Origin of the sequence: Pseudoalteromonas sp. Z9A4, from assembly GCF_011378845.1 — a bacterium.
GTDB classification, from domain to species: Bacteria; Pseudomonadota; Gammaproteobacteria; order Enterobacterales; family Alteromonadaceae; genus Pseudoalteromonas; species Pseudoalteromonas arctica.
The window spans coordinates 66,751-85,407 of sequence record NZ_WTLA01000019.1 but is presented as its reverse complement, the minus strand read 5'-3'; the positions used below and the strand labels follow the sequence as shown (position 1 = coordinate 85,407).

The following is an 18,657-nucleotide window of genomic DNA, read 5'->3' as shown; positions in this document are numbered from 1 at the left end:
GTTTTGGTGTTGTGAAGAATCAAACTGAATATCAGCCCCAAGCTATTTAAAGAAAGCTTGAGGCTGGTTAGAAGAGATGGTATCTACGCTTTGATATAAAAATGGAGTTTTATTCCTTTAGGTCTTGTTTTGAGTTTAGGGCGAAAATCAAAAAAGAATGTACCGATCCTATTCCTTCTACAACCCTTAACGATTTTGCTGGGCGATAAAAGCAAGCGAGTGCTGATTGAATAAGTCAGGGCGCTCCACATTGCAGACATGGCCACAATGGTGAATAGTTTGCAGTACGCTGTTTTTATGACGCTTAACCATTTCTTTAACAGGGCCAAGGAACATATGATCTTCCTTACCCATAATATACAGAATGGGAATATCAATGTCTTTTTCTTTGAAGTACTGCATTAAGGGGTTTACGTCCATGGCTAATTTAAACCATTTTATAAACTCTTTTTGGCACAAGCGTTTTGCTTCACGAACAAACAAAAGTCGAGATTCTTTATGACGCTTTTTCGGCATCATAATAAAAGCAAATAAGCGATACAGCCACATATAAGGCAGGAAGTGTTTAAAAGTATTACCTAAATAAACCAATGTATTACTGCGAGTATTAAAACGAGTAACCGCTCCACCTAGCACCATGCTAGAAACATATTGCGGCGCAATTTCAGCAATATTTCTAATAATAATTGTGCCCAATGAAATACCAACAAAGTGTGCGCTGGTGATATTGTTATGATCTAACACATCAATAATGTCTTTAGAGACATTATTAAATGAATAATTATTATCAACAAAGTTTTGTACTAAGTTATTCGATTTACCGTGACCACGAAGATCTAGCAACAACACATTATATTCTTTTTTATAAGCTTTAAGCTGACGAAACCAGATTGCCGAACTACCACCTGCTCCATGGACAAATACAACCCATGTTTTACTGGTTTCGTGCGCAAAAGTAGTATGGAAGAGAATGTCTTTGCTCATTGCAGTTAGCGGCCTATTTACTTCGTTTGGCATATTCAATTGTAGGAAGTATAACGGAGTTTAATAAAAATCTCTTATGAAGTTCAGATCAATGGCTTCTACTTAACAGCTTTTGGGAGCAGATTTTGATTTTTAAATGAAAACCAATAAAAATGACCTTCCCCCTATTTTTACGTTATGAAAACCGCCTTCCTCGGCTTTCCTGCTAGCATGACGCTATAGCGTGTTGGGTTTCGCTCCAACTAACCAACCTACCCCGTACAGTAACTCTATAATGTGGCTTGCCATTTAAGGCTTTTGCTCACTTTTACACCACTGTTTCGTATTCATGACACTTACCCTCCAATTGAGTCTAATTAATTAGTCTAAAAATCTCTTCAAAACATGAAAAATGTCTCTAAAAACTATACCCTTCGGCGCAGTTATTATTTAAATAATGGATGAGCACACACACATGACAACATCTCAAGATGCAACGCTTTCAAATGCATCACCAAACACACACACAAATTCAAACACAAAAACTAAATGGAACCTGCACGATACGCAGTGGACATTAAGTTTATTTGGTACCGCCGTTGGTGCGGGTATTTTATTTTTACCTATTAACATTGGTATTGGCGGTTTCTGGCCGTTAATTATTATGGCGTGTTTAGCGTTCCCAATGACCTTTTTTGCGCACCGTGGATTAGCGCGTTTTGTACTTTCATCAAAAAATAAAGATGCCGATTTTACCGATGTAGTTGAGGAGCACTTTGGTGTGACTGCGGGGCGGTTAATTTCCTTGTTGTACTTCTTATCTATATTCCCAATTTTGCTTATTTACGGTGTGGGCTTAACCAATACCGTTGATAGCTTTATGGTTAATCAAATGGGGATGGAATCACCTTCTCGCGTGTTGCTTTCGGGCGTATTAGTTGCAGGCATGATTAGCTTAATGATGGGCGGCGAGCGCTTAATGCTACGTGCCTTTGCTATTTTAGTGTATCCGCTTGTGGGCATATTGTTCTTTTTATCACTTTATTTAATCCCTAGCTGGCAGATGCCAGATATGACGGTGCCTGAAATGGGCAGCTTTGGTAAAACGTTGTGGTTATCGATTCCTATTATTGTGTTTTCGTTTAGCCACGCAGCGGCTATCTCAAGCTTTGTAAATGTGCAACGCGGTCATTACGGCGAACAAGCTACACGTAAGTCTGAGGCGATTTTAAAGCGCACTAGCTTGCTACTTATTACCTTTGTACTGTTATTTGTGTTCTCTTGCGTGCTGTCGCTTACAGGCGAGCAAATGGCAGCGGCTAAAGCGGCTAACGTATCGGTTTTATCCTACCTTGCTAATATTACTGATAACTCGTTTATTGCCACACTTGGGCCACTTGTTGCCTTTATTGCTATTACATCGTCGTTTTTGGGTCATTTTTTAGGTGCACGCGAAAGCTTTACAGGATTAGTAACTAAACAAACAGGCTTAAGCGCTGGCGTTACCGATAAAATTGGTGTATTAATCATGTTTTTAGCTATTTGGTTTTGTGCTGTTAAAAATCCAAGTATTTTAGACATGATGGATCAGTTATCGGGCCCTATCATTGCGATGATTTTATTCATTATGCCAATGATTGCAGTTTATAAAGTACCTGCACTTAATAAATACCGAAACCGCTTTAGCACGCTATTTATATTAGCGGTTGGCTCGCTTGCTGTATTTGCACTTTTATACAGTATGCTTAAGTAATAAAACTATTTATACAAAGCCCGGCTACTTTTTAGCTGGGCTTTTTTGTGTGCTGTTTATCTCAAATTGTTTTTTTATAGTCGCTCTTCAGGCATGTTATAAATTAACTAGCCTAAAAATAAAACAATTATGCACTTTACTAAACAACTCCTACTTTACGTAAGCTTGCTAACTACGCTTGTTTTAAGCCTCTTTGTTAAAGCCGATGACGCTCCCGCTATTTTATCGATGAAAGAGCGCGCTGCTTTTATAGATAAAATAACTGAGCTTAGAGTTAATACCTTAATGCCCTCATTAATGAAGCAGCACAACACTGATATGTGGCTACTTATAAGTCGTGAATATAACGAAGATCCAATATTAAAAACAATGCTGCCTGCAACATGGCTTTCAGCCAGACGCACCACTATTTTGTTATTTGCACTTAATAAACAAGGTGGTATTGATGCTTACGCTATTGCGCCTTATAAAATAGGTAACGTATTTAAAAAAGGGTGGGATAAACAAACACAACCAAGCCAGTGGGAAGCACTCAATACACTTATTGAGCAATACAAACCTCGCAACATTGCGCTTAATACTTCTACCGACTGGGCACATGCCGATGGCCTTGTGCTAGGCGATTACAAAACATTAATGGCTAACTTGCCCGCCACTTATCACAATAAAATAATTTCTGCAGAGCCGCTTGCTGTTGCGTGGTTAGAGCAACGCATTCCTGAAGAAGTTAAAATGTATAAACATATTGTGGCTATTGCCCATCATATTATTGCAGAGGGGTTTTCGGGTAAAACAATTACGGTTGGTCAAACAACTAGCGATGACTTGGTATGGTGGTTTAGAGAGCGCGTAAAAGAGCTAAAACTACAAACATGGTTTCACCCAAGTGTTGCTATTCAGCGCGCCGATGCGAAGTCGTTCGATCATGAAGAAAGCTTTACCAATGGCTACAATGATAACGTTATACAAGCCGGTGACTTGCTTCATGTAGATTTTGGGATTACTTATTTACGCTTAAATACCGACACGCAGCAGCATGCGTATGTGCTCAAAGAAAACGAAACGAGTGCGCCTAGTTACTTAGTTGAAGCACTAAAAAGCGGTAATAAACTACAAGACATATTTACCAATCAATTTGCGGTAGGTAAAACCGGCAATGAGGTTTTAGCTGCAGCACGAAAAGCCGCTATTGATCAGGGATTAAAACCCACTATTTATACTCACCCTCTTGGCTATCATGGCCACGCTGCTGGCACTACATTAGGTATGTGGGATTCTCAGCAAGGTGTACCGGGAGATGGTGACTATCCGCTGCATTTAAATACGGCTTACTCAATTGAGCTTAACAATGCTGTGTTTATAAAACAGTGGAATAAAGAAATAAGAATAATGCTAGAGGAAGATGCTATTTTTGATAAAAGCGGTGTCTGGTATTTAAATGGCCGACAAACACAGCTATTGCTTGTAAAATAAAGCAAAAAAAAATGGCGCTCACTGAGCGCCATTTTTAATTTAATTCGTTGCTATTATTCTGTATCTGGCAGGTTACGGCCATAGAATATTTCTTGCATTTCACGGGTCAGCTTTGAGCGAATTTCGTCTTCTTCGCCCTCTGATAAATCTGCCGTAGAAAGGCCGAATAAATACGTGTTTAGATCGGTTTCTTTTAACATCATTTTGGTATGGAACAGGTTTTCTTGATACACGTTCACGTCCATCATTTGGTACGCTTCTTTTGTATCTTCTGTCATGAAGTTTTGAATCGAGCTAATAGCATGATCAATGTAGTGCTTAACACCGTTTATGTCGCGGGTAAAACCACGAACGCGGTAGTCAATTGTTACTACGTCTGATTCAAGGCTATGAATTAAGAAGTTTAACGCTTTAAGTGGCGAAATAATGCCACAAGTAGACACTTCAATATCAGCACGGAATGTACAAATACCATCATCAGGGTGAGCTTCTGGGTATGTGTGTACACAAATGTGGCTTTTATCTAGGTGCGCAACAACTGAATCAGGTAATGGGCCTGGTGCTTCGTCAGCATCGTAATTTTGCTGCTCTTCTACTGGTTCTTCTGAAACCAAAATAGTTACACTTGCGCCTTGCGGTTCATAATCTTGGCGCGCTACATTTAAAATGTTAGCACCAATAATATCAACAACTTCACCTAAAATGTCGGTTAGTCTATCTGCACTGTACTGCTCATCGATATATTCAATATATTCTTTACGTTGTTGCTCGGTCTTTGCGTAACAAATATCATAAATACTAAAGCTTAAACTTTTGGTTAAATTGTTAAAGCCATGAAGTTTAAGTTTATCGAAGGGTTTGTTCATAATAAACCAACCTATAAATTAGTGGGTTCTGCACCTGCAGAATGAAAAGTTCGCGGATTTTATACGAATTTCCCTCGTGGAAAAAGCGTTATTTTGCTTGATCTTGCACAACTTCGTGGCTATGCGTAATTTCTACTGTTTTATCAAGCATTAATGCAACCGAGCAATACTTTTCAGCAGAGAGTGAAACCGCGCGTGCAAGGTGCTTTTCAGACACATTATTGCCTTTAACAACAAAGTGTAAGTTGATTTTGGTAAACACACGTGGGGCTGTTTCGGCGCGCTCTGCACTTAGTTGTACTTGTACATCTGAAAAATCTTGTTTGGCTTTTTTTAAAATACTAACCACATCAACTGATGAACAACAGCCAACTGACATTAAAACCATTTCCATTGGGCTTGGTGCTGCACTATCGCTGCCGCCATCAAACACAACATTGTGGTTAGAATTAGAACGACCAATAAACGTATCGCCTTCAACCCATTTTACATTTGCTTGCATTGTTATATCTCAAAAAAATATTTTCTTGATTGTAAGCAAGTTAGCCGTAGTTGCAAATGAAAATGCAACGCAGGGCTATAAAATGGCTAAGATTGTTGTGTTAAAGCGCTATCAAAGAGGTTTTTTACTAAACCTGCAAATTCATCTATAAAGGCATGCTGTTCAACCGTGACAGGCTGTGAGGTGATGCTGCTGAGGACTTCTTCTAAATCGTAAACTATGCCATCAACTTCGCGTACAATTTGACTACGCTGCTCTGTGTTGAGGTTTGTGTGCTGCTCGCAAATAAGCATCACATTTTGTGCAATAACGTCTTCGATTAATTCCATTACTGTTGGGGCACCTGGTTTTATTTCGCCTGGCTTCTCAAACAATGCTAAATTTTGAGTTAGATACATGATCAAATCATCGTACCCTTGCCTATCTAAAACCATTTTTGTACCACCTTTGTATAATTAATTATTTTTGATTTAAGCAGAAAGCGCTGTTGATTGCTAGCTTTGCGCGTTAGCAATACAAAAAAAGCAGCCGAAGCTGCTTTTATAATAATTAAGTAGTATTACTACTTAATCTATTTTTAAGCCTGGGCTTAGTGTTGCTGGCATAGCTACTTTTTCAAGCTCTACCGAAGCAACTGGATATGCACAGTAATCAGCTGCGTAATACGCACTTGCTCTGTGGTTGCCCGATGCGCCAATACCACCAAACGGTGCTGCGCTTGATGCGCCAGTAATTGGGCGATTCCAGTTAACAATACCTGCACGAATACGACGTAAGAAATGGTCGTAATCTGCTGCACTATCACTTAATAAACCAGCCGATAAACCAAAGGTTGTATCGTTTGCTTTATCAATGGCTTGGTCAAAGTCGTCAAAGCGGAATACTTTTAAAAGTGGTCCAAAATGCTCTTCATCTGGGAAGTCACTAATATTTGTACACTCAATAATACCTGGTGTTACAAAACCGGTATTAGCTGTGTGCTCAAGTTCTACTAATACTTCACCACCAAGCTCAACAAGCTCGTTTTGCGCTTTAACCATGCCTGCAGCTGCCGCTGATGAAATCATAGAGCCCATAAATGGCTGGTCTGCATCGTCATAATTACCTACTTTAATCGCTTTAGTTGCTGTGATTAAACGCTCCAGTATCACATCGCCTTTGCTACCAGTTGGTAAAAATAGTTTACGTGCACACGTACAACGCTGGCCACTTGAGATAAACGCTGATTGAATAATATCGTGAACAACCGCTTTAGTGTCTTCAACGTCAGTAATAATAAGTGGGTTATTACCACCCATTTCTAGCGCTAAAATTTTACCTGGTTGACCCGCAAACTGTTCATGTAAAATATGACCAGTACGCGAAGAACCCGTAAAGAACAAGCCATCAATACCTTTGTGAGCAGCAAGGGCTTTACCCGTTTCTACTTCACCTTGTACAAGGTTAATGACACCGGCTGGTAAACCTGCTTTTTCCCACAGTTTAAGCGTAAGCTCAGCTACTTTAGGAGTCAGTTCAGACGGTTTAAACACAACCGTGTTACCTGCTAAAAGCGCTGGCACAATGTGGCCATTAGGTAAGTGACCCGGAAAGTTATACGGACCAAATACGGCTACAACACCATGTGGCTTATGACGAATCATCGCACGGCCAAGTGGCATTGCGTTTTCTACGTCGCCAGTGCGCTCTAAAAATGCTTTTTCAGAAATGGCAATTTTACCAACCATAGCACCCGCTTCTGTGCGAGTTTCCCACAGTGGCTTACCTGTTTCTTGTGCAATAGTAATAGCGAGCTCTTCGCTGTTTTCTTTTAATTGCGCTGCAAATGCTTTAATTATTTCTAAACGCTCAGTAAAGCTTTTATCAGCCCATGCATAAAACGCTTCGCGCGCTGCATTTACTGCGGTGTCTACTTGCGCCGCAGTTGCTGATGAGGCCTGCCAAATAACGTCGTTATTTGCAGGGTTTACTGAATTAAATTCTGTGCCTTGGCCTTGTGACCATTGACCATTTATAAATTGTGCAGGATGAGTCATATACTTTCTCCTAAATTAAATCGTGGTTGCACTAACAATATCGCCAGTTTGCAAACGCAGTGCATCTGCTATTTCTTGCGATAAAATAAGGCTTTTTGCGCGCTCGTCAAATGTCATTGGTGCAACGGTTGCTCTAAAGTCATTAAGCTTTTCGTTAGCTAGTAACACCATGGTGTCGCCAGTCATTTCGCCAATTTCAACGTTAAAGTTACGTGCATTACGAATAGTCGCAATGTTATCTACTTTTGCTTCAACCGTTGGGCCACCGTCAAAAATATCTACGTAGCCATTAAACGTAAAGCCTTCGCTTTTTAATAACTCGATTGCTGGGCGAGTGTTGTCGTGTACTTTACCTATTACTGCTTGCGCATCTTTACTTAGCAAGTTTACGTAAATTGGGTATTTTGGCATTAATTCAGCAATGAAAACCTTTTGGCCAATTCCTGTTAGGTAATCGGCTGTTGGAAAATCCATTGAGAAAAAGTGCTCTTCAAGCCACTGCCAAAAAGGGCTACTGCCGTTTTCGTCAGACACACCGCGCATTTCTGCGATTACTGTTTGCGCAAAACGCTCTTGATGCTGTTTTATAAACATAAAGCGCGCTTTTGAAAGCAGCTTACCGTTACAATTTTTACGATAACCATCTTTTAAAAACAATGTGCAAAGCTCTGTAGCACCTGTGTAGTCGTTACATAGCGTTAGAATATCAACCGCTTTGTATACGTCTAATGTGCGCGAAGAGTGAATCACTTTACTTAAGTGATAATGATAAAATGCATCATCAAGCCCTACCGCAGCTTCAATTGCAGATGTTCCTACAACGTCACCGGTTTCGCTATCTTCAAGAACAAACAGGTAGCCTTCGTCACCAGGTTGTGACGTTTGTTTAGCAAAAGAGCTTACTGAATGGTCGATCTTTTTTTGCAATAGTTCTTCGTTTAATGGCAAAGACGTAAAACCATGCCCTGATTCGTGGGCAATTTTCAGTAATGCTGAATAATCATTTTGCTGGATTGGGCGAAGGATCATCATGAGTCCGCTTGCTCCCTTATAAATAACGGTAAATAGGAATTGCAGGGCAAGCAGTGCTTGCCCTTAATTGGTTGGCTTAAGTCGCTTATGCGTTTACTACGCTTGCTACTGCTTTTTCAAAGCGTGCCATACCTTCGCGAATGTCCGCTTCAGGAATTACTAAAGATGGAGTGAAACGTATTACGTCTGCACCCGCAACTAATGACATAAGGCCTTGCTCAGTCCCTGCCACTAAAAACTCTTTTGCACGACCTTTATATTGCTCGTTCACTACTGCACCAATTAATAAACCTTGGCCACGGATTTCGCTAAATACGTTGTATTTGTCGTTAACCGCGCTAAGTAGTTCATTAAATAATGCTGCTTTAGCTTTTACGCCAGCAAGTACTTCTGGGGTATTTACTGTATCAAATGCAGCTTCTGCAACAGCACACGCAAGCGGGTTGCCGCCATAAGTAGAACCATGAGTACCTACTTTAAGATGCTGTGCAATTTCAGTTGTTGTGATCATAGCGCCAATAGGGAAACCGCCGCCAAGTGCTTTAGCTGAAGTTAAAATATCAGGTACTATGTTTAAGCCTTGGTATGCGTATAAATCGCCAGTACGGCCAACACCTGTTTGAACTTCATCAAAAATAAGCAGTGCGTTATGTTTAGTACATAAATCGCGAACGCCTTGAGCAAACTCGTCAGTGGGTGAAACAATACCGCCTTCACCTTGTAGAGGTTCCATCATTACGGCACATGTTTTGTCGCTGATAAGCGCTTCAAAAGCAGCTAGGTCGTTATAATCACAATGTACAATGTCGCCAGGCTTAGGACCAAAACCATCTGAATATGCCGCTTGGCCACCCACAGTTACGGTAAAGAATGTACGACCGTGGAAACCTTTGTTGAACGCGATGATTTGTGATTTTTCTGCGCCAAACTTATCAAGTGCAAAACGACGCGCTAATTTAAGCGCGGCTTCGTTTGCTTCTGCGCCTGAGTTGGCAAAGTAAACTTTTTCAGCAAATGTAGCATCAACCATTTTTTTAGCTAGGCGAAGTGCCGGCTCATTGGTCATTACATTTGATAGATGCCAGATTTTTTCGCCTTGCTCTTTTAATGCGCCTACTAATGCAGGGTGGCAATGGCCAAGACAGTTAACTGCAATACCACCAGCAAAGTCGATAAACTCTCGACCTTGTTGATCCCATACGCGAGAACCTTCGCCTCGAACAGGAATTACGCTTGAAGGTGCGTAGTTAGGAACCATTACGTGATCAAATAATTCGCGATTGACTGTCATTTTATTTCCTCTTAATTGTGAGCAACACAAAACATCAAAATAGGTGTTTGGTTAATATTTGTAACCAACTTTATAGGCAAGATCAGTAACCTGATAATTGCGCAAAATTGCTTTGTGGTTCAATTTTCAGACGCACATTATTTCAGAATTACTTATATCTGTCTCGTTAAAAACTTTCATGTATCCCTTGAAAATAAAGGGCTAAAGATATTATTTCATAGATAGTGAATAACTATTTGCATAGCTATTTATGCTTATTTTTAAACAACTAACCGCATGAGCACCAAGGCGCGCATGCTTTAATCGGCAAATATGCAATATAACAATAGAGTGAGAATGAATGGTTAGTCGCAAAAAAATTAACAAAAAATTCAGATTTTTAGTCAATTTGAATAGCTAAATTGGTAAAATTACTCGATTGGAGGGTTTTTAGTTCCGTTTTAGTGAACTTAAAGTACGAAAACCAGCTTAGAGTTTCATCAGGCTCAATAAGTTGATGCTCTTTTAAATTAAGATATTGAGAGTAGCAACGTGCCTTTAGCATTACTTCTGTTAACGGCAGTAATGTATCGCCTTTATCTATCCCATTTACTAGCTGCTGCATTACACCTTTAAACGGTAAATATTTAAAAGCCATTTTGTCTATTACTTTGGCGCTTACTTCTATCGACTTATTGCTAAGTAGAGTGGTTAAAAATAGCGGGTCGGGCTGTAGCTCTAATAATGCGGTGTGTAAATCTTTTTGGTTTTCATTTCGGGCTAACTGCACTTTGCGTTGCCATACTTTCTCAAACGTTTTTAAGTACAAGCGCACTAATGCAATTCGCCCTACATCTAAAAGCATTCCAAGGGTAAATGCATGTACGTCATTCACATTATTAATTTGTGCAATTTTTTGCGCAGCAATCGCGTTTGCCATTGCGCTGTCGCGTAGCCGGCGTTTTAATAATGAAAATGGTTCGGTGCTATGTGGCATCCAATGACGCGCAGCAAATGTAGGAATCACTAGCTGTAAGTTATCAAGGCCAATATAACGAAGGGCAAGCGATGGTTTATCTACTTTTACAGACGTGTTTTTACTACGTTGATTACGATAGTAAGGTAAATTAACAAGCGTTACTAATTCTCTACCCAACCAGCTTATATCATTAACCAGTGGCTCTAAACGCCCTACCGACGCTGACTTTACAGCTAATATATCGAGTATATTGGCAATGCCATCTTCAATACCTATAGTGCTGTGAATTACGCCATCTATATCTTCAAGCTGCTTATATATAGCTGTTTCAATTGTTTTGTGCAGTTGCTCACTCGCTTGAGCGCGGTACTTATGATGTGCAGTACTGCTTTGCTGGCGTTTATTCTGTGCGGCCACTTCAACCTGAAGCAAAGTGCGTTGCTTCATGGGTTCGCCGTAATCTATATCTAATGTATGGATGAAACCAATTTGCTGATGCGCAAAGCTGTGCCCAAGCAATAAGTCATGAGCCCGTTGGCTTAGTATTTTGGCAGTACGCTGCTGGGCTACAAGTTCAGTCATGACATCCATTAATAAAGTATTAAATGCTCTGTGTATTATAACATTAGAAGCGAGTTAAAAAGTTATCAAGCAGTTCTAAGCCTTGATCAGTTAAAATAGCTTCGGGGTGAAACTGCACACCTTCGATTGCTAGTTCTTTATGAAGTAACCCCATAATTTCGTCAAACTCGCCTTGCTCAGTCTGAGTCCATGCGGTTACTTCAAGTTCTTTAGGCAGCGTTTGTGCTTTAACCACCAAAGAATGATAACGACACACTGTTAACGGGTTAGCTAAACCTTTAAACACACCTTTGTTAGTGTGAACTATGGGTGATGTTTTACCGTGCATTACTTTTTTAGCACGAACTACATCTCCTCCTAAAGCTTGCGCGATAGTTTGATGTCCCAAGCAAATCCCTAAAATAGGATATTGCCCTTTTAGTTGCTCAACAACATTTAACGAAATACCCGCTTCGTTAGGCGTGCATGGCCCCGGCGATAACACGATGTGTTTCGGGTTCAACTGTTTTATTTGTGCAATGCTTAGCTCGTCATTACGTTTCACTAAAACGTCTTGATCTAAACGCTGAAAATATTGCACTAAGTTGTAAGTAAACGAGTCGTAGTTGTCGATCATCAACAGCATTACACAACAAACCTTATAAATTATTGACCACTTACTTCACACAAGTGGTACTAAGCGCTGCATTCTACCACTATTAATTAACCAACATAAATTAGCAAAAAGCGTTAAAAATTAACTATTTTAGCTAAAATGCTTAAAAGCCTTTAGCAGGTAATGGTTTACTTAACCTGAACTTTGGTTAAGAGATTTACTAACGTATTGAATCATGATGATGTTTAAATTTATTTTCTCTAGCCAGAGATTCCTTGCAGCTTGAGCAATAATATCGAACCCTAAGCTTTTCACGAGTAGTTAATACAACTATTTAAACTGTATACCCCAACAATAAATTATTGACTCCTAAAGTACGTGCGTTTATTGATCGCTCTATTAAATACTTTGGTGAAATACCTTACTGAGCAAAATAAACAGATTGTTTGCGCTACATCAAATTAGCGGCTCAATGGTTGAATTATATCTATGTAAGCCCCAGTGTATTATATGAAAGGCAGTAATTCACTTATACAACTCACTTACTTGTGAGCTCATTTATATCCTATTAAGGAGCGAATATGTTAGGCGAAGACCACTCATTAACTAATGACTTTCCAGAGTACTTAAAGACCATTGCCGAGTTAAATGAAAGCGATACTGAATTTGCAAAAAAAGCAGATAAGTATGACAAGCTAGATAAAGAAATTAGAGTATTAGAGCTCAAAGATGCTCCCATAAGCGATGAGCAAATGCATCAGCTAAAACACGAACGTACAGAATTAAAAGATTGGCTATACGAGCGTTTACAGCAAGAGCAGTAATGCCACTAAACAAAAAGAGCTCACTGATAAAGTGAGCTCTTTAGATCAACAATAGGTATTTTTCTAAAACTTTACAAAGCCACCCACTGGTTTCATAAATACAGTTCTTGGGTCTGCAAAGGCTTGTGCAAACTCTTTTGATAATTGACTAAATACCGTTATTTTATCCATATCAACTACGCTTAAAAATAGTGGGCCACTTTCGTTCCAACCAGCAAGGTGCGCTTTTGCAGCACCTTCATCTTGATAACGCTCGTAAATATATACACTGCGTTTGTCTTCACTTACTGTCCACTCATACATTAAAGTGCCAGCTTCACTTTTAGCCAAAGCAACTAATTGCGCCATTACCAGTAAAAAATCATCGTATTTACCTTCTTTAATTTGGCCTTGTACTGTCCAGGTAACATGATCTTTCATTATGCTTTACCCAATTTAAACTGCGTTAAAATACTGTCTAACGTATTTACTAGCTGTTGATTTTTAGCATTATTAAGTGCATCAACATGAGGAGGCGCAAAGCGTCCTGTATTGTTATCAAAATACAGACCTGCTGCATCTTTAAATTCATCACTAAGCGCTGCGCGACAAAAAATATCTGCGCCAATTTTTAAATCGCCGCCATCTATACCGTAAGCGTCTTTTACCATTTTACTTCCTAGTAACGATTTAGGGTTTACCGATACAACTAATGGCCCAGTATCTTTAAGCTCCAGCCCTAAATGACGCGACCACATAGTAATAGCCAATTTACTTTGTGCATAAGCCCCACTATCAGAAAGCTCAGTGTTACCTGTAAGTGCATTTAAGTTAACGCTTGATTGCGCAGCTGATGAGACATTAACCACTCGCGAATTACGACCAAGGACAGGTAATAATAGTTTTGTAAGAAGATATGGCGCAATCGTGTTTACAACAAAGCGAGCATCAAGGCCATCAATTGTTGTAGCATCAACTAATTGATAAACGCCTGCATTATTAATAAGTACGTCAAGCTGGTTATTATTTTCGGCCAAATCGGCTAATACATTTTTTGCCAAAGTTTGAACTTGGCTCATATCGCTTAAATCAGCAATATAAGTATGTGTACTTGCATTTGGGTATTGCTCGGTTAAAGCTGTTTGTAGCGCATTGAGCTTTGCTTGGCTGCGGCCATGTAATAATACGGTGTGACCTTGTGCTAATAACATCTTTGCAGTTTCTAGCCCAATGCCATCGGTTGCGCCGGTAAGTAAAATTGTTTTGTTCATGTTGATCTCTCCTTACTTTATTTTCGCTATATTAGCACCCCGACTTACTGCTGATAATTAGGCCAATAGTTGAATCAGTTTATAGAATTAATTGATAAAGCTAAGCCTATGTTAGTTAATATAAAAGCATTCCTTTAAAAGGCAGGTAAGTGTTTAAGCTGAATGTTTTTTATGCTTTTATTTGAATTACCCAGCAATCATAACTATTGTTTTTAAACCCCCTTAATAGTAGTATTTATCATATAAATACACTTTTCGAGAAATAATATGAGAGTTTTAGTTACTGGCGGCATGGGTTACATAGGTAGCCACACATGTATTGCATTGCATGAAGCAGGTATTACACCTGTTATTTATGATAACTTGTCTAATGCAAGTGCGCGGGTACTTGACCAACTCGAAAAGATTACAGGTACTCGGTTTGAGTTTATTTTAGGTGACATTCAAGACGAGCAACAATTTAAGCTCGCCCTAAAACAGACTAAAGCCGAAGCTGTTTTTCACTTTGCGGCTTTAAAAGCCGTTGGCGAATCAACTGAGCAACCACTGCGTTATTATCAAAATAATGTGTCGGGCACATTAAGCATGCTACAAAACATGCAAGATGAAGGCGTTAACCATATTATATTTAGCTCATCGGCTACTGTGTACGGCGAGCCAGACTACCTCCCTATTGATGAAAAGCATCCTATACGCGCAACTAACCCTTATGGTTGGACTAAAGTCATGGTTGAACAAGCCATGCAAGACGTATGTAATGCCAACAGTCAATTTATGGGTATTGCGCTTCGTTACTTTAACCCAGTAGGTGCACACCCAAGTGGTTTATTAGGTGAAAGCCCTAATGGTATTCCTAATAACTTAATGCCATTTATTGCTCAAACTGCAGTAGGCAAACGCGACGTGGTTAATATTTTTGGTGACGACTACGACACTGAAGATGGTACAGGCGTGCGCGACTATATTCATGTTTTAGATTTAGCTAAAGGTCATGTTGCGGCATTTATGCAGCATAAAACAGATACCGCCTTTCATGCTTACAACTTAGGCACAGGGCAAGGTTATTCTGTGCTTGATATGATCAAAGCATTTAGCGCATCAGCCAATAAAGATATTCCGTATAAAATTGCACCACGCCGTGCAGGTGATATTGCCTGTAACTACGCCGATGCCACGAAAGCGCAAAACATACTTAACTGGCACGCAGAACTAACACTTAGCGACATGACAAACGACACATGGCGCTGGCAAACTAATTACCCAAGTGGGTTGGAGAGTTAATATGGCTTTATTAGAAAGTACTCACAGACGTAAAAATCCGCTAACGGGTCGTTGGGTATTAGTGTCACCACATCGAAATAACCGCCCATGGTTAGGCGCAACAGAAGCCGTTAACGAAAACGTATTACCAAAACACGATGACAGCTGCCCACTTTGCCCAAGTAATACCCGTGCAAATGGCGACAGTAACCCAGATTACAAATACACACACGTATTTAGAAATGACTTTGGCGCATTAACACCTAATGCCAGCGAGCAATTACAAAGCTTAGAATCAGACAGCGATTTATTTATTGCCGACGAAGCCAGCGGCGAATGCCGCGTAATTTGTTTTTCTCCAGAGCATAATAAAACACTACCAGAGCTTAGCCAAAACGCATTGCACGAAGTAGTAAAAACCTGGAAACAAAATTACACAGAGCTTGCACAGCAGTACGAATGCGTACAAGTTTTTGAAAATAAAGGCGAGATCATGGGTTGTTCGCAACCTCATCCTCACGGCCAAGTATGGGCTCACTCGCATTTATCAACCGAAATAGAAGCCGAAGATAACCAGCAGCTCGCCTATTATAAAAAGCATGGCACAGCCATGCTTGCCGATTACGCGCAAAAAGAACAAGCAGATCAAACACGTGTTGTATTTGAAAACGAACATTGGCTTGTTGTTGTGCCATTTTGGGCTGCATGGCCGTTTGAAACAATGCTAGTAACTAAAGATAATATTCAAAACTTTAGCCAGCTAAACGATGTGCAAACCGACTCTTTAGCACAGGCACTTAAAGTATTAACCACTAAGTACGACAACGTATTTAATTGCAGCTTCCCATACTCAATGGGATGGCACAATGCACCGGCTAATAGAGGCTCTGATGAGCAACATTGGCGTTTGCATGCACATTTTTATCCGCCGCTACTTCGCTCTGCTACTGTTAAAAAACACATGGTAGGCTACGAAATGCTAGGCGAAAGCCAACGCGATTTAAGCGCAGAAACTGCTGCTTCTATTTTAAAAGCAGCCAGTACAACACACTATAAAGATACAGCAGGACACACAGATGAAGCTTAACGAATTCCAACAACAATTTTTGTCACTGTATGGCGCGCCTGCTCAAGGTATTGCAGCAGCACCGGGGCGTGTAAACCTCATTGGCGAATTTACCGACTACAACGACGGTTTTGTTTTACCGTGTTCGTTAGAGTTTCGTACCCAAGTAATGTTTAAAGAGCGCGACGACAATATTATTACTGTGCATTCTTTAAATTACCCAGGCGAAAAAGACAGCTTTAGTGTTGATGAAGAAATCACTGAAGGCCAGTCGCAATGGGGTAACTACATTCGTGCTGTTTCTTATGTTCTTAAAAGAGCGGGCTACACACTGCGTGGCGCCGACCTACTTATTGACAGCAACTTACCACAAGGTAGTGGCTTGTCGTCATCGGCAGCACTAGAAGTTGCTGTAGGCGGTATGTTTAACCATATTGCACAGCTTGGTTTACCGCCAGAGCAAATTGCGCTATTTGGTCAAGAAGCCGAAAACGACTTTATGCATTGCCAATGCGGCATTATGGATCAGCTTATTTCAGCTAAAGGCGAGAACGGTCATGCGCTATTAATCGACTGTGAAAACCTCGCAACTAAATCAGTTAAAGTTCCTGATGATTTAAATATTGTTATTGTTAATTCAAACTACCCGCGTAAGTTGGTTGATAGCGAATACAACCAGCGCCGTATTGACTGCGAACAAGCTGCTGTAAAAATGGGTGTAGAAACACTTCGCCAAGCAACCATGACTGGCTTGCAAGCAGTAAAAGCGACATTAAGCGAAAACGAATATAAACGTGCACACCACGTAATTAGCGAAAACGACCGTGTAATTGCAGCAACTACTGCACTACAAAATAATGATATGGATGCACTTCGTACGCTAATGGCTGCATCGCATCAATCTCTCAAACACGATTTTGAAGTAACCGTACCTGCAACCGATGGCCTAGTAGAAATTTGTAAAGAAGCGATGGGCGACCGTGGCGCAGTTCGTATGACGGGTGGCGGCTTTGGTGGTGCTATTGTATGTTTGTGTCGCGATGCGGAAGTACCACTAATTAAAGCAGCGGTAGAAAAGCATTACTTTGAACGCTTTAACTTAAATGCTGATATTTACGTATGTTCAGCGGGTTCAGGATTACAAATTACGTCTTTTTAAATAAACTTAAGGAATAAGCATGGCAAAGGTTAATTGGGGAATTATTGGGTGTGGCAATATAGCTCACACCTTTGCTAAAAGCATTGCGCATTGTAGTGATGCACAGCTTATTGGCGCGGCTTCAACGAGTATGCAGCGCGCTAAAGAATTTGCCACACCGTACAATATTCAAGGCTATGAGAGCTATCAAGCTCTTATGCAATGCCCAAATATAGATGCTATTTATATTGCCAATACCCACGATCAACACTTTAAAACTATCGCCCAATGCTTAAAACACAATAAGCACGTGCTAAGCGAAAAACCAATTACCGTTAATGCTAAGCAGTTGCAAAGTCTCACTGAGCTTGCAAAACAACAAAACTGCTTTTTAATGGAAGGCGTTTGGATGCGGTTTTTACCAGCCATAGTAAAATTACAACAGCTCCTAAGTGAAGGTGTTATTGGTAATGTGCACAGTGTTAATGCCAACTTTAGTTTACCTGGCAGCTTTGCCGACACTCACCGATTAATGAACCCTGTAACAGCGGGTGGCGCCCTGCTCGATTTAGGTATTTATCCTATTTCGATTGCTGATGTGGTATTTAATAAAACCCCTGAACACATCAAATCCTTTGTACATAAAAGCACAACCGGCGTTGATGAGCGAAGCACTGCTATAGTTGATTACGGTAACGGGCAATTAGCATCTCTTGCTAGCGCACTGCAGCAAAATGGCCCAACAGAAGCATGTATTAATGGTGAGCTTGGCTATATTCGAATACCTCAGTTTGTAGGTGCAAAAACGCTAGAGCTACACATAAACGACCAAGACCCGCAATACTTTGAATACGACTTTAGCGACGATGAAAATTTTAAGTTTGAAATTGCACATGTCACGCAGTGTATATTACAAAAACAAACCCAAAGCAGCGTATTACCACTGGGTACTAGCTTACGAGTTATGAACATAATGGATACCTTACGAGCACAATGGCAGTTGCAATATAGCAATGCCGTCGAGTCGGCTGAACTGACTAATTAAAAAATAAAAATACACAACAAGGA

At 40.2% G+C, this 18,657-nt stretch carries 18 protein-coding genes; 7 read left to right on the top strand and 11 right to left on the bottom strand.

The window, feature by feature from the left end:
• Positions 1-186 precede the first annotated feature (186 nt).
• A complete protein-coding gene (locus GQR54_RS13900) occupies positions 187-984 on the bottom strand; it encodes an alpha/beta hydrolase (RefSeq protein WP_024589582.1) in 798 nt (265 codons plus the stop codon).
• A gap of 454 nt (positions 985-1,438) precedes the next feature.
• On the opposite strand from GQR54_RS13900, the gene GQR54_RS13895 reads away from it, so the two are divergent.
• Positions 1,439-2,716 carry an aromatic amino acid transport family protein gene (locus tag GQR54_RS13895; RefSeq protein ID WP_166378359.1) on the top strand — a complete coding sequence of 426 codons (1,278 nt, stop codon included), beginning with the start codon at positions 1,439-1,441 and terminating at the stop codon, positions 2,714-2,716.
• 129 nt (positions 2,717-2,845) lie between these two features.
• Complete coding sequence (locus GQR54_RS13890; RefSeq protein WP_166378357.1) at positions 2,846-4,189, top strand: M24 family metallopeptidase; 1,344 nt, start codon at positions 2,846-2,848, stop codon at positions 4,187-4,189.
• 53 nt (positions 4,190-4,242) lie between these two features.
• Here GQR54_RS13890 and speD read toward each other — a convergent pair whose 3' ends face one another.
• The 8 genes from speD to GQR54_RS13850 all read right to left on the bottom strand — a co-directional run bounded on the left by speD (position 4,243) and on the right by GQR54_RS13850 (position 12,081).
• On the bottom strand, positions 4,243-5,055 hold the full coding sequence (gene speD, locus GQR54_RS13885; protein ID WP_007376266.1) for an adenosylmethionine decarboxylase: 813 nt from the start codon (positions 5,053-5,055) through the stop codon (positions 4,243-4,245).
• Between the two features lie 88 nt (positions 5,056-5,143).
• Complete coding sequence (locus GQR54_RS13880; protein WP_002958863.1) at positions 5,144-5,557, bottom strand: OsmC family protein; 414 nt, start codon at positions 5,555-5,557, stop codon at positions 5,144-5,146.
• Positions 5,558-5,643: 86 nt separating this feature from the next.
• Complete coding sequence (locus GQR54_RS13875) at positions 5,644-5,991, bottom strand: DUF3802 family protein (RefSeq protein WP_007580087.1); 348 nt, start codon at positions 5,989-5,991, stop codon at positions 5,644-5,646.
• A 132-nt stretch (positions 5,992-6,123) separates the two neighbouring features.
• Positions 6,124-7,593 carry a succinylglutamate-semialdehyde dehydrogenase gene (gene astD / locus GQR54_RS13870; RefSeq protein WP_007580085.1) on the bottom strand — a complete coding sequence of 490 codons (1,470 nt, stop codon included), beginning with the start codon at positions 7,591-7,593 and terminating at the stop codon, positions 6,124-6,126.
• A 15-nt stretch (positions 7,594-7,608) separates the two neighbouring features.
• Positions 7,609-8,625 (bottom strand): arginine N-succinyltransferase, encoded by a 1,017-nt coding sequence (astA, locus tag GQR54_RS13865; RefSeq protein WP_166378355.1) that lies wholly within the window; start codon positions 8,623-8,625, stop codon positions 7,609-7,611.
• A gap of 85 nt (positions 8,626-8,710) precedes the next feature.
• On the bottom strand, positions 8,711-9,916 hold the full coding sequence (locus tag GQR54_RS13860; RefSeq protein ID WP_166378353.1) for an aspartate aminotransferase family protein: 1,206 nt from the start codon (positions 9,914-9,916) through the stop codon (positions 8,711-8,713).
• A 379-nt stretch (positions 9,917-10,295) separates the two neighbouring features.
• Positions 10,296-11,456 carry an HDOD domain-containing protein gene (locus GQR54_RS13855; protein WP_166378351.1) on the bottom strand — a complete coding sequence of 387 codons (1,161 nt, stop codon included), beginning with the start codon at positions 11,454-11,456 and terminating at the stop codon, positions 10,296-10,298.
• Between the two features lie 43 nt (positions 11,457-11,499).
• Positions 11,500-12,081: an aminodeoxychorismate/anthranilate synthase component II gene (locus GQR54_RS13850; RefSeq protein ID WP_165742110.1), complete on the bottom strand. Its 582-nt coding sequence runs from the start codon at positions 12,079-12,081 to the stop codon at positions 11,500-11,502.
• A 551-nt stretch (positions 12,082-12,632) separates the two neighbouring features.
• Between GQR54_RS13850 and GQR54_RS13845 the strand changes: the two genes are divergently transcribed.
• A complete protein-coding gene (locus tag GQR54_RS13845) occupies positions 12,633-12,875 on the top strand; it encodes a YdcH family protein (RefSeq protein ID WP_007580070.1) in 243 nt (80 codons plus the stop codon).
• Positions 12,876-12,938: 63 nt separating this feature from the next.
• Here the strand turns inward: GQR54_RS13845 and GQR54_RS13840 are convergent, their stop codons facing one another.
• Both GQR54_RS13840 and GQR54_RS13835 read right to left on the bottom strand, forming a co-directional pair.
• Complete coding sequence (locus GQR54_RS13840) at positions 12,939-13,295, bottom strand: antibiotic biosynthesis monooxygenase (RefSeq protein ID WP_166378349.1); 357 nt, start codon at positions 13,293-13,295, stop codon at positions 12,939-12,941.
• Complete coding sequence (locus GQR54_RS13835; protein WP_166378347.1) at positions 13,295-14,125, bottom strand: SDR family NAD(P)-dependent oxidoreductase; 831 nt, start codon at positions 14,123-14,125, stop codon at positions 13,295-13,297. Before GQR54_RS13835 ends, GQR54_RS13840 begins: the two co-directional genes overlap by 1 nt.
• 267 nt (positions 14,126-14,392) lie before the next feature.
• Here GQR54_RS13835 and galE point away from each other — a divergent pair, with 267 nt between their 5' ends.
• The 4 genes from galE to GQR54_RS13815 are packed head-to-tail and all read left to right on the top strand — an operon-like array spanning position 14,393 to position 18,634.
• Complete coding sequence (gene galE, locus GQR54_RS13830; protein WP_166378345.1) at positions 14,393-15,406, top strand: UDP-glucose 4-epimerase GalE; 1,014 nt, start codon at positions 14,393-14,395, stop codon at positions 15,404-15,406.
• Position 15,407: 1 nt separating this feature from the next.
• Positions 15,408-16,472 (top strand): UDP-glucose--hexose-1-phosphate uridylyltransferase, encoded by a 1,065-nt coding sequence (locus GQR54_RS13825; RefSeq protein WP_166378343.1) that lies wholly within the window; start codon positions 15,408-15,410, stop codon positions 16,470-16,472.
• Positions 16,462-17,610: a galactokinase gene (gene galK / locus GQR54_RS13820; protein WP_166378341.1), complete on the top strand. Its 1,149-nt coding sequence runs from the start codon at positions 16,462-16,464 to the stop codon at positions 17,608-17,610. Before GQR54_RS13825 ends, galK begins: the two co-directional genes overlap by 11 nt.
• Before the next feature lie 19 nt (positions 17,611-17,629).
• Positions 17,630-18,634 (top strand): Gfo/Idh/MocA family oxidoreductase, encoded by a 1,005-nt coding sequence (locus GQR54_RS13815; RefSeq protein ID WP_166378339.1) that lies wholly within the window; start codon positions 17,630-17,632, stop codon positions 18,632-18,634.
• Positions 18,635-18,657: the final 23 nt, after the last annotated feature.

Bases quoted from the DNA above. Each gene is read 5' to 3' on its own strand.
- GQR54_RS13900 (WP_024589582.1), bottom strand. From the start codon at position 984: ATGAGCAAAGACATTCTCTTCCATACTACTTTTGCGCACGAAACCAGT.
- GQR54_RS13895 (WP_166378359.1), top strand. From the start codon at position 1,439: ATGACAACATCTCAAGATGCAACGCTTTCAAATGCATCACCAAACACA.
- GQR54_RS13890 (WP_166378357.1), top strand. From the start codon at position 2,846: ATGCACTTTACTAAACAACTCCTACTTTACGTAAGCTTGCTAACTACG.
- speD (WP_007376266.1), bottom strand. From the start codon at position 5,055: ATGAACAAACCCTTCGATAAACTTAAACTTCATGGCTTTAACAATTTA.
- GQR54_RS13880 (WP_002958863.1), bottom strand. From the start codon at position 5,557: ATGCAAGCAAATGTAAAATGGGTTGAAGGCGATACGTTTATTGGTCGT.
- GQR54_RS13875 (WP_007580087.1), bottom strand. From the start codon at position 5,991: ATGGTTTTAGATAGGCAAGGGTACGATGATTTGATCATGTATCTAACT.
- astD (WP_007580085.1), bottom strand. From the start codon at position 7,593: ATGACTCATCCTGCACAATTTATAAATGGTCAATGGTCACAAGGCCAA.
- astA (WP_166378355.1), bottom strand. From the start codon at position 8,625: ATGATGATCCTTCGCCCAATCCAGCAAAATGATTATTCAGCATTACTG.
- GQR54_RS13860 (WP_166378353.1), bottom strand. From the start codon at position 9,916: ATGACAGTCAATCGCGAATTATTTGATCACGTAATGGTTCCTAACTAC.
- GQR54_RS13855 (WP_166378351.1), bottom strand. From the start codon at position 11,456: ATGACTGAACTTGTAGCCCAGCAGCGTACTGCCAAAATACTAAGCCAA.
- GQR54_RS13850 (WP_165742110.1), bottom strand. From the start codon at position 12,081: ATGCTGTTGATGATCGACAACTACGACTCGTTTACTTACAACTTAGTG.
- GQR54_RS13845 (WP_007580070.1), top strand. From the start codon at position 12,633: ATGTTAGGCGAAGACCACTCATTAACTAATGACTTTCCAGAGTACTTA.
- GQR54_RS13840 (WP_166378349.1), bottom strand. From the start codon at position 13,295: ATGAAAGATCATGTTACCTGGACAGTACAAGGCCAAATTAAAGAAGGT.
- GQR54_RS13835 (WP_166378347.1), bottom strand. From the start codon at position 14,125: ATGAACAAAACAATTTTACTTACCGGCGCAACCGATGGCATTGGGCTA.
- galE (WP_166378345.1), top strand. From the start codon at position 14,393: ATGAGAGTTTTAGTTACTGGCGGCATGGGTTACATAGGTAGCCACACA.
- GQR54_RS13825 (WP_166378343.1), top strand. From the start codon at position 15,408: ATGGCTTTATTAGAAAGTACTCACAGACGTAAAAATCCGCTAACGGGT.
- galK (WP_166378341.1), top strand. From the start codon at position 16,462: ATGAAGCTTAACGAATTCCAACAACAATTTTTGTCACTGTATGGCGCG.
- GQR54_RS13815 (WP_166378339.1), top strand. From the start codon at position 17,630: ATGGCAAAGGTTAATTGGGGAATTATTGGGTGTGGCAATATAGCTCAC.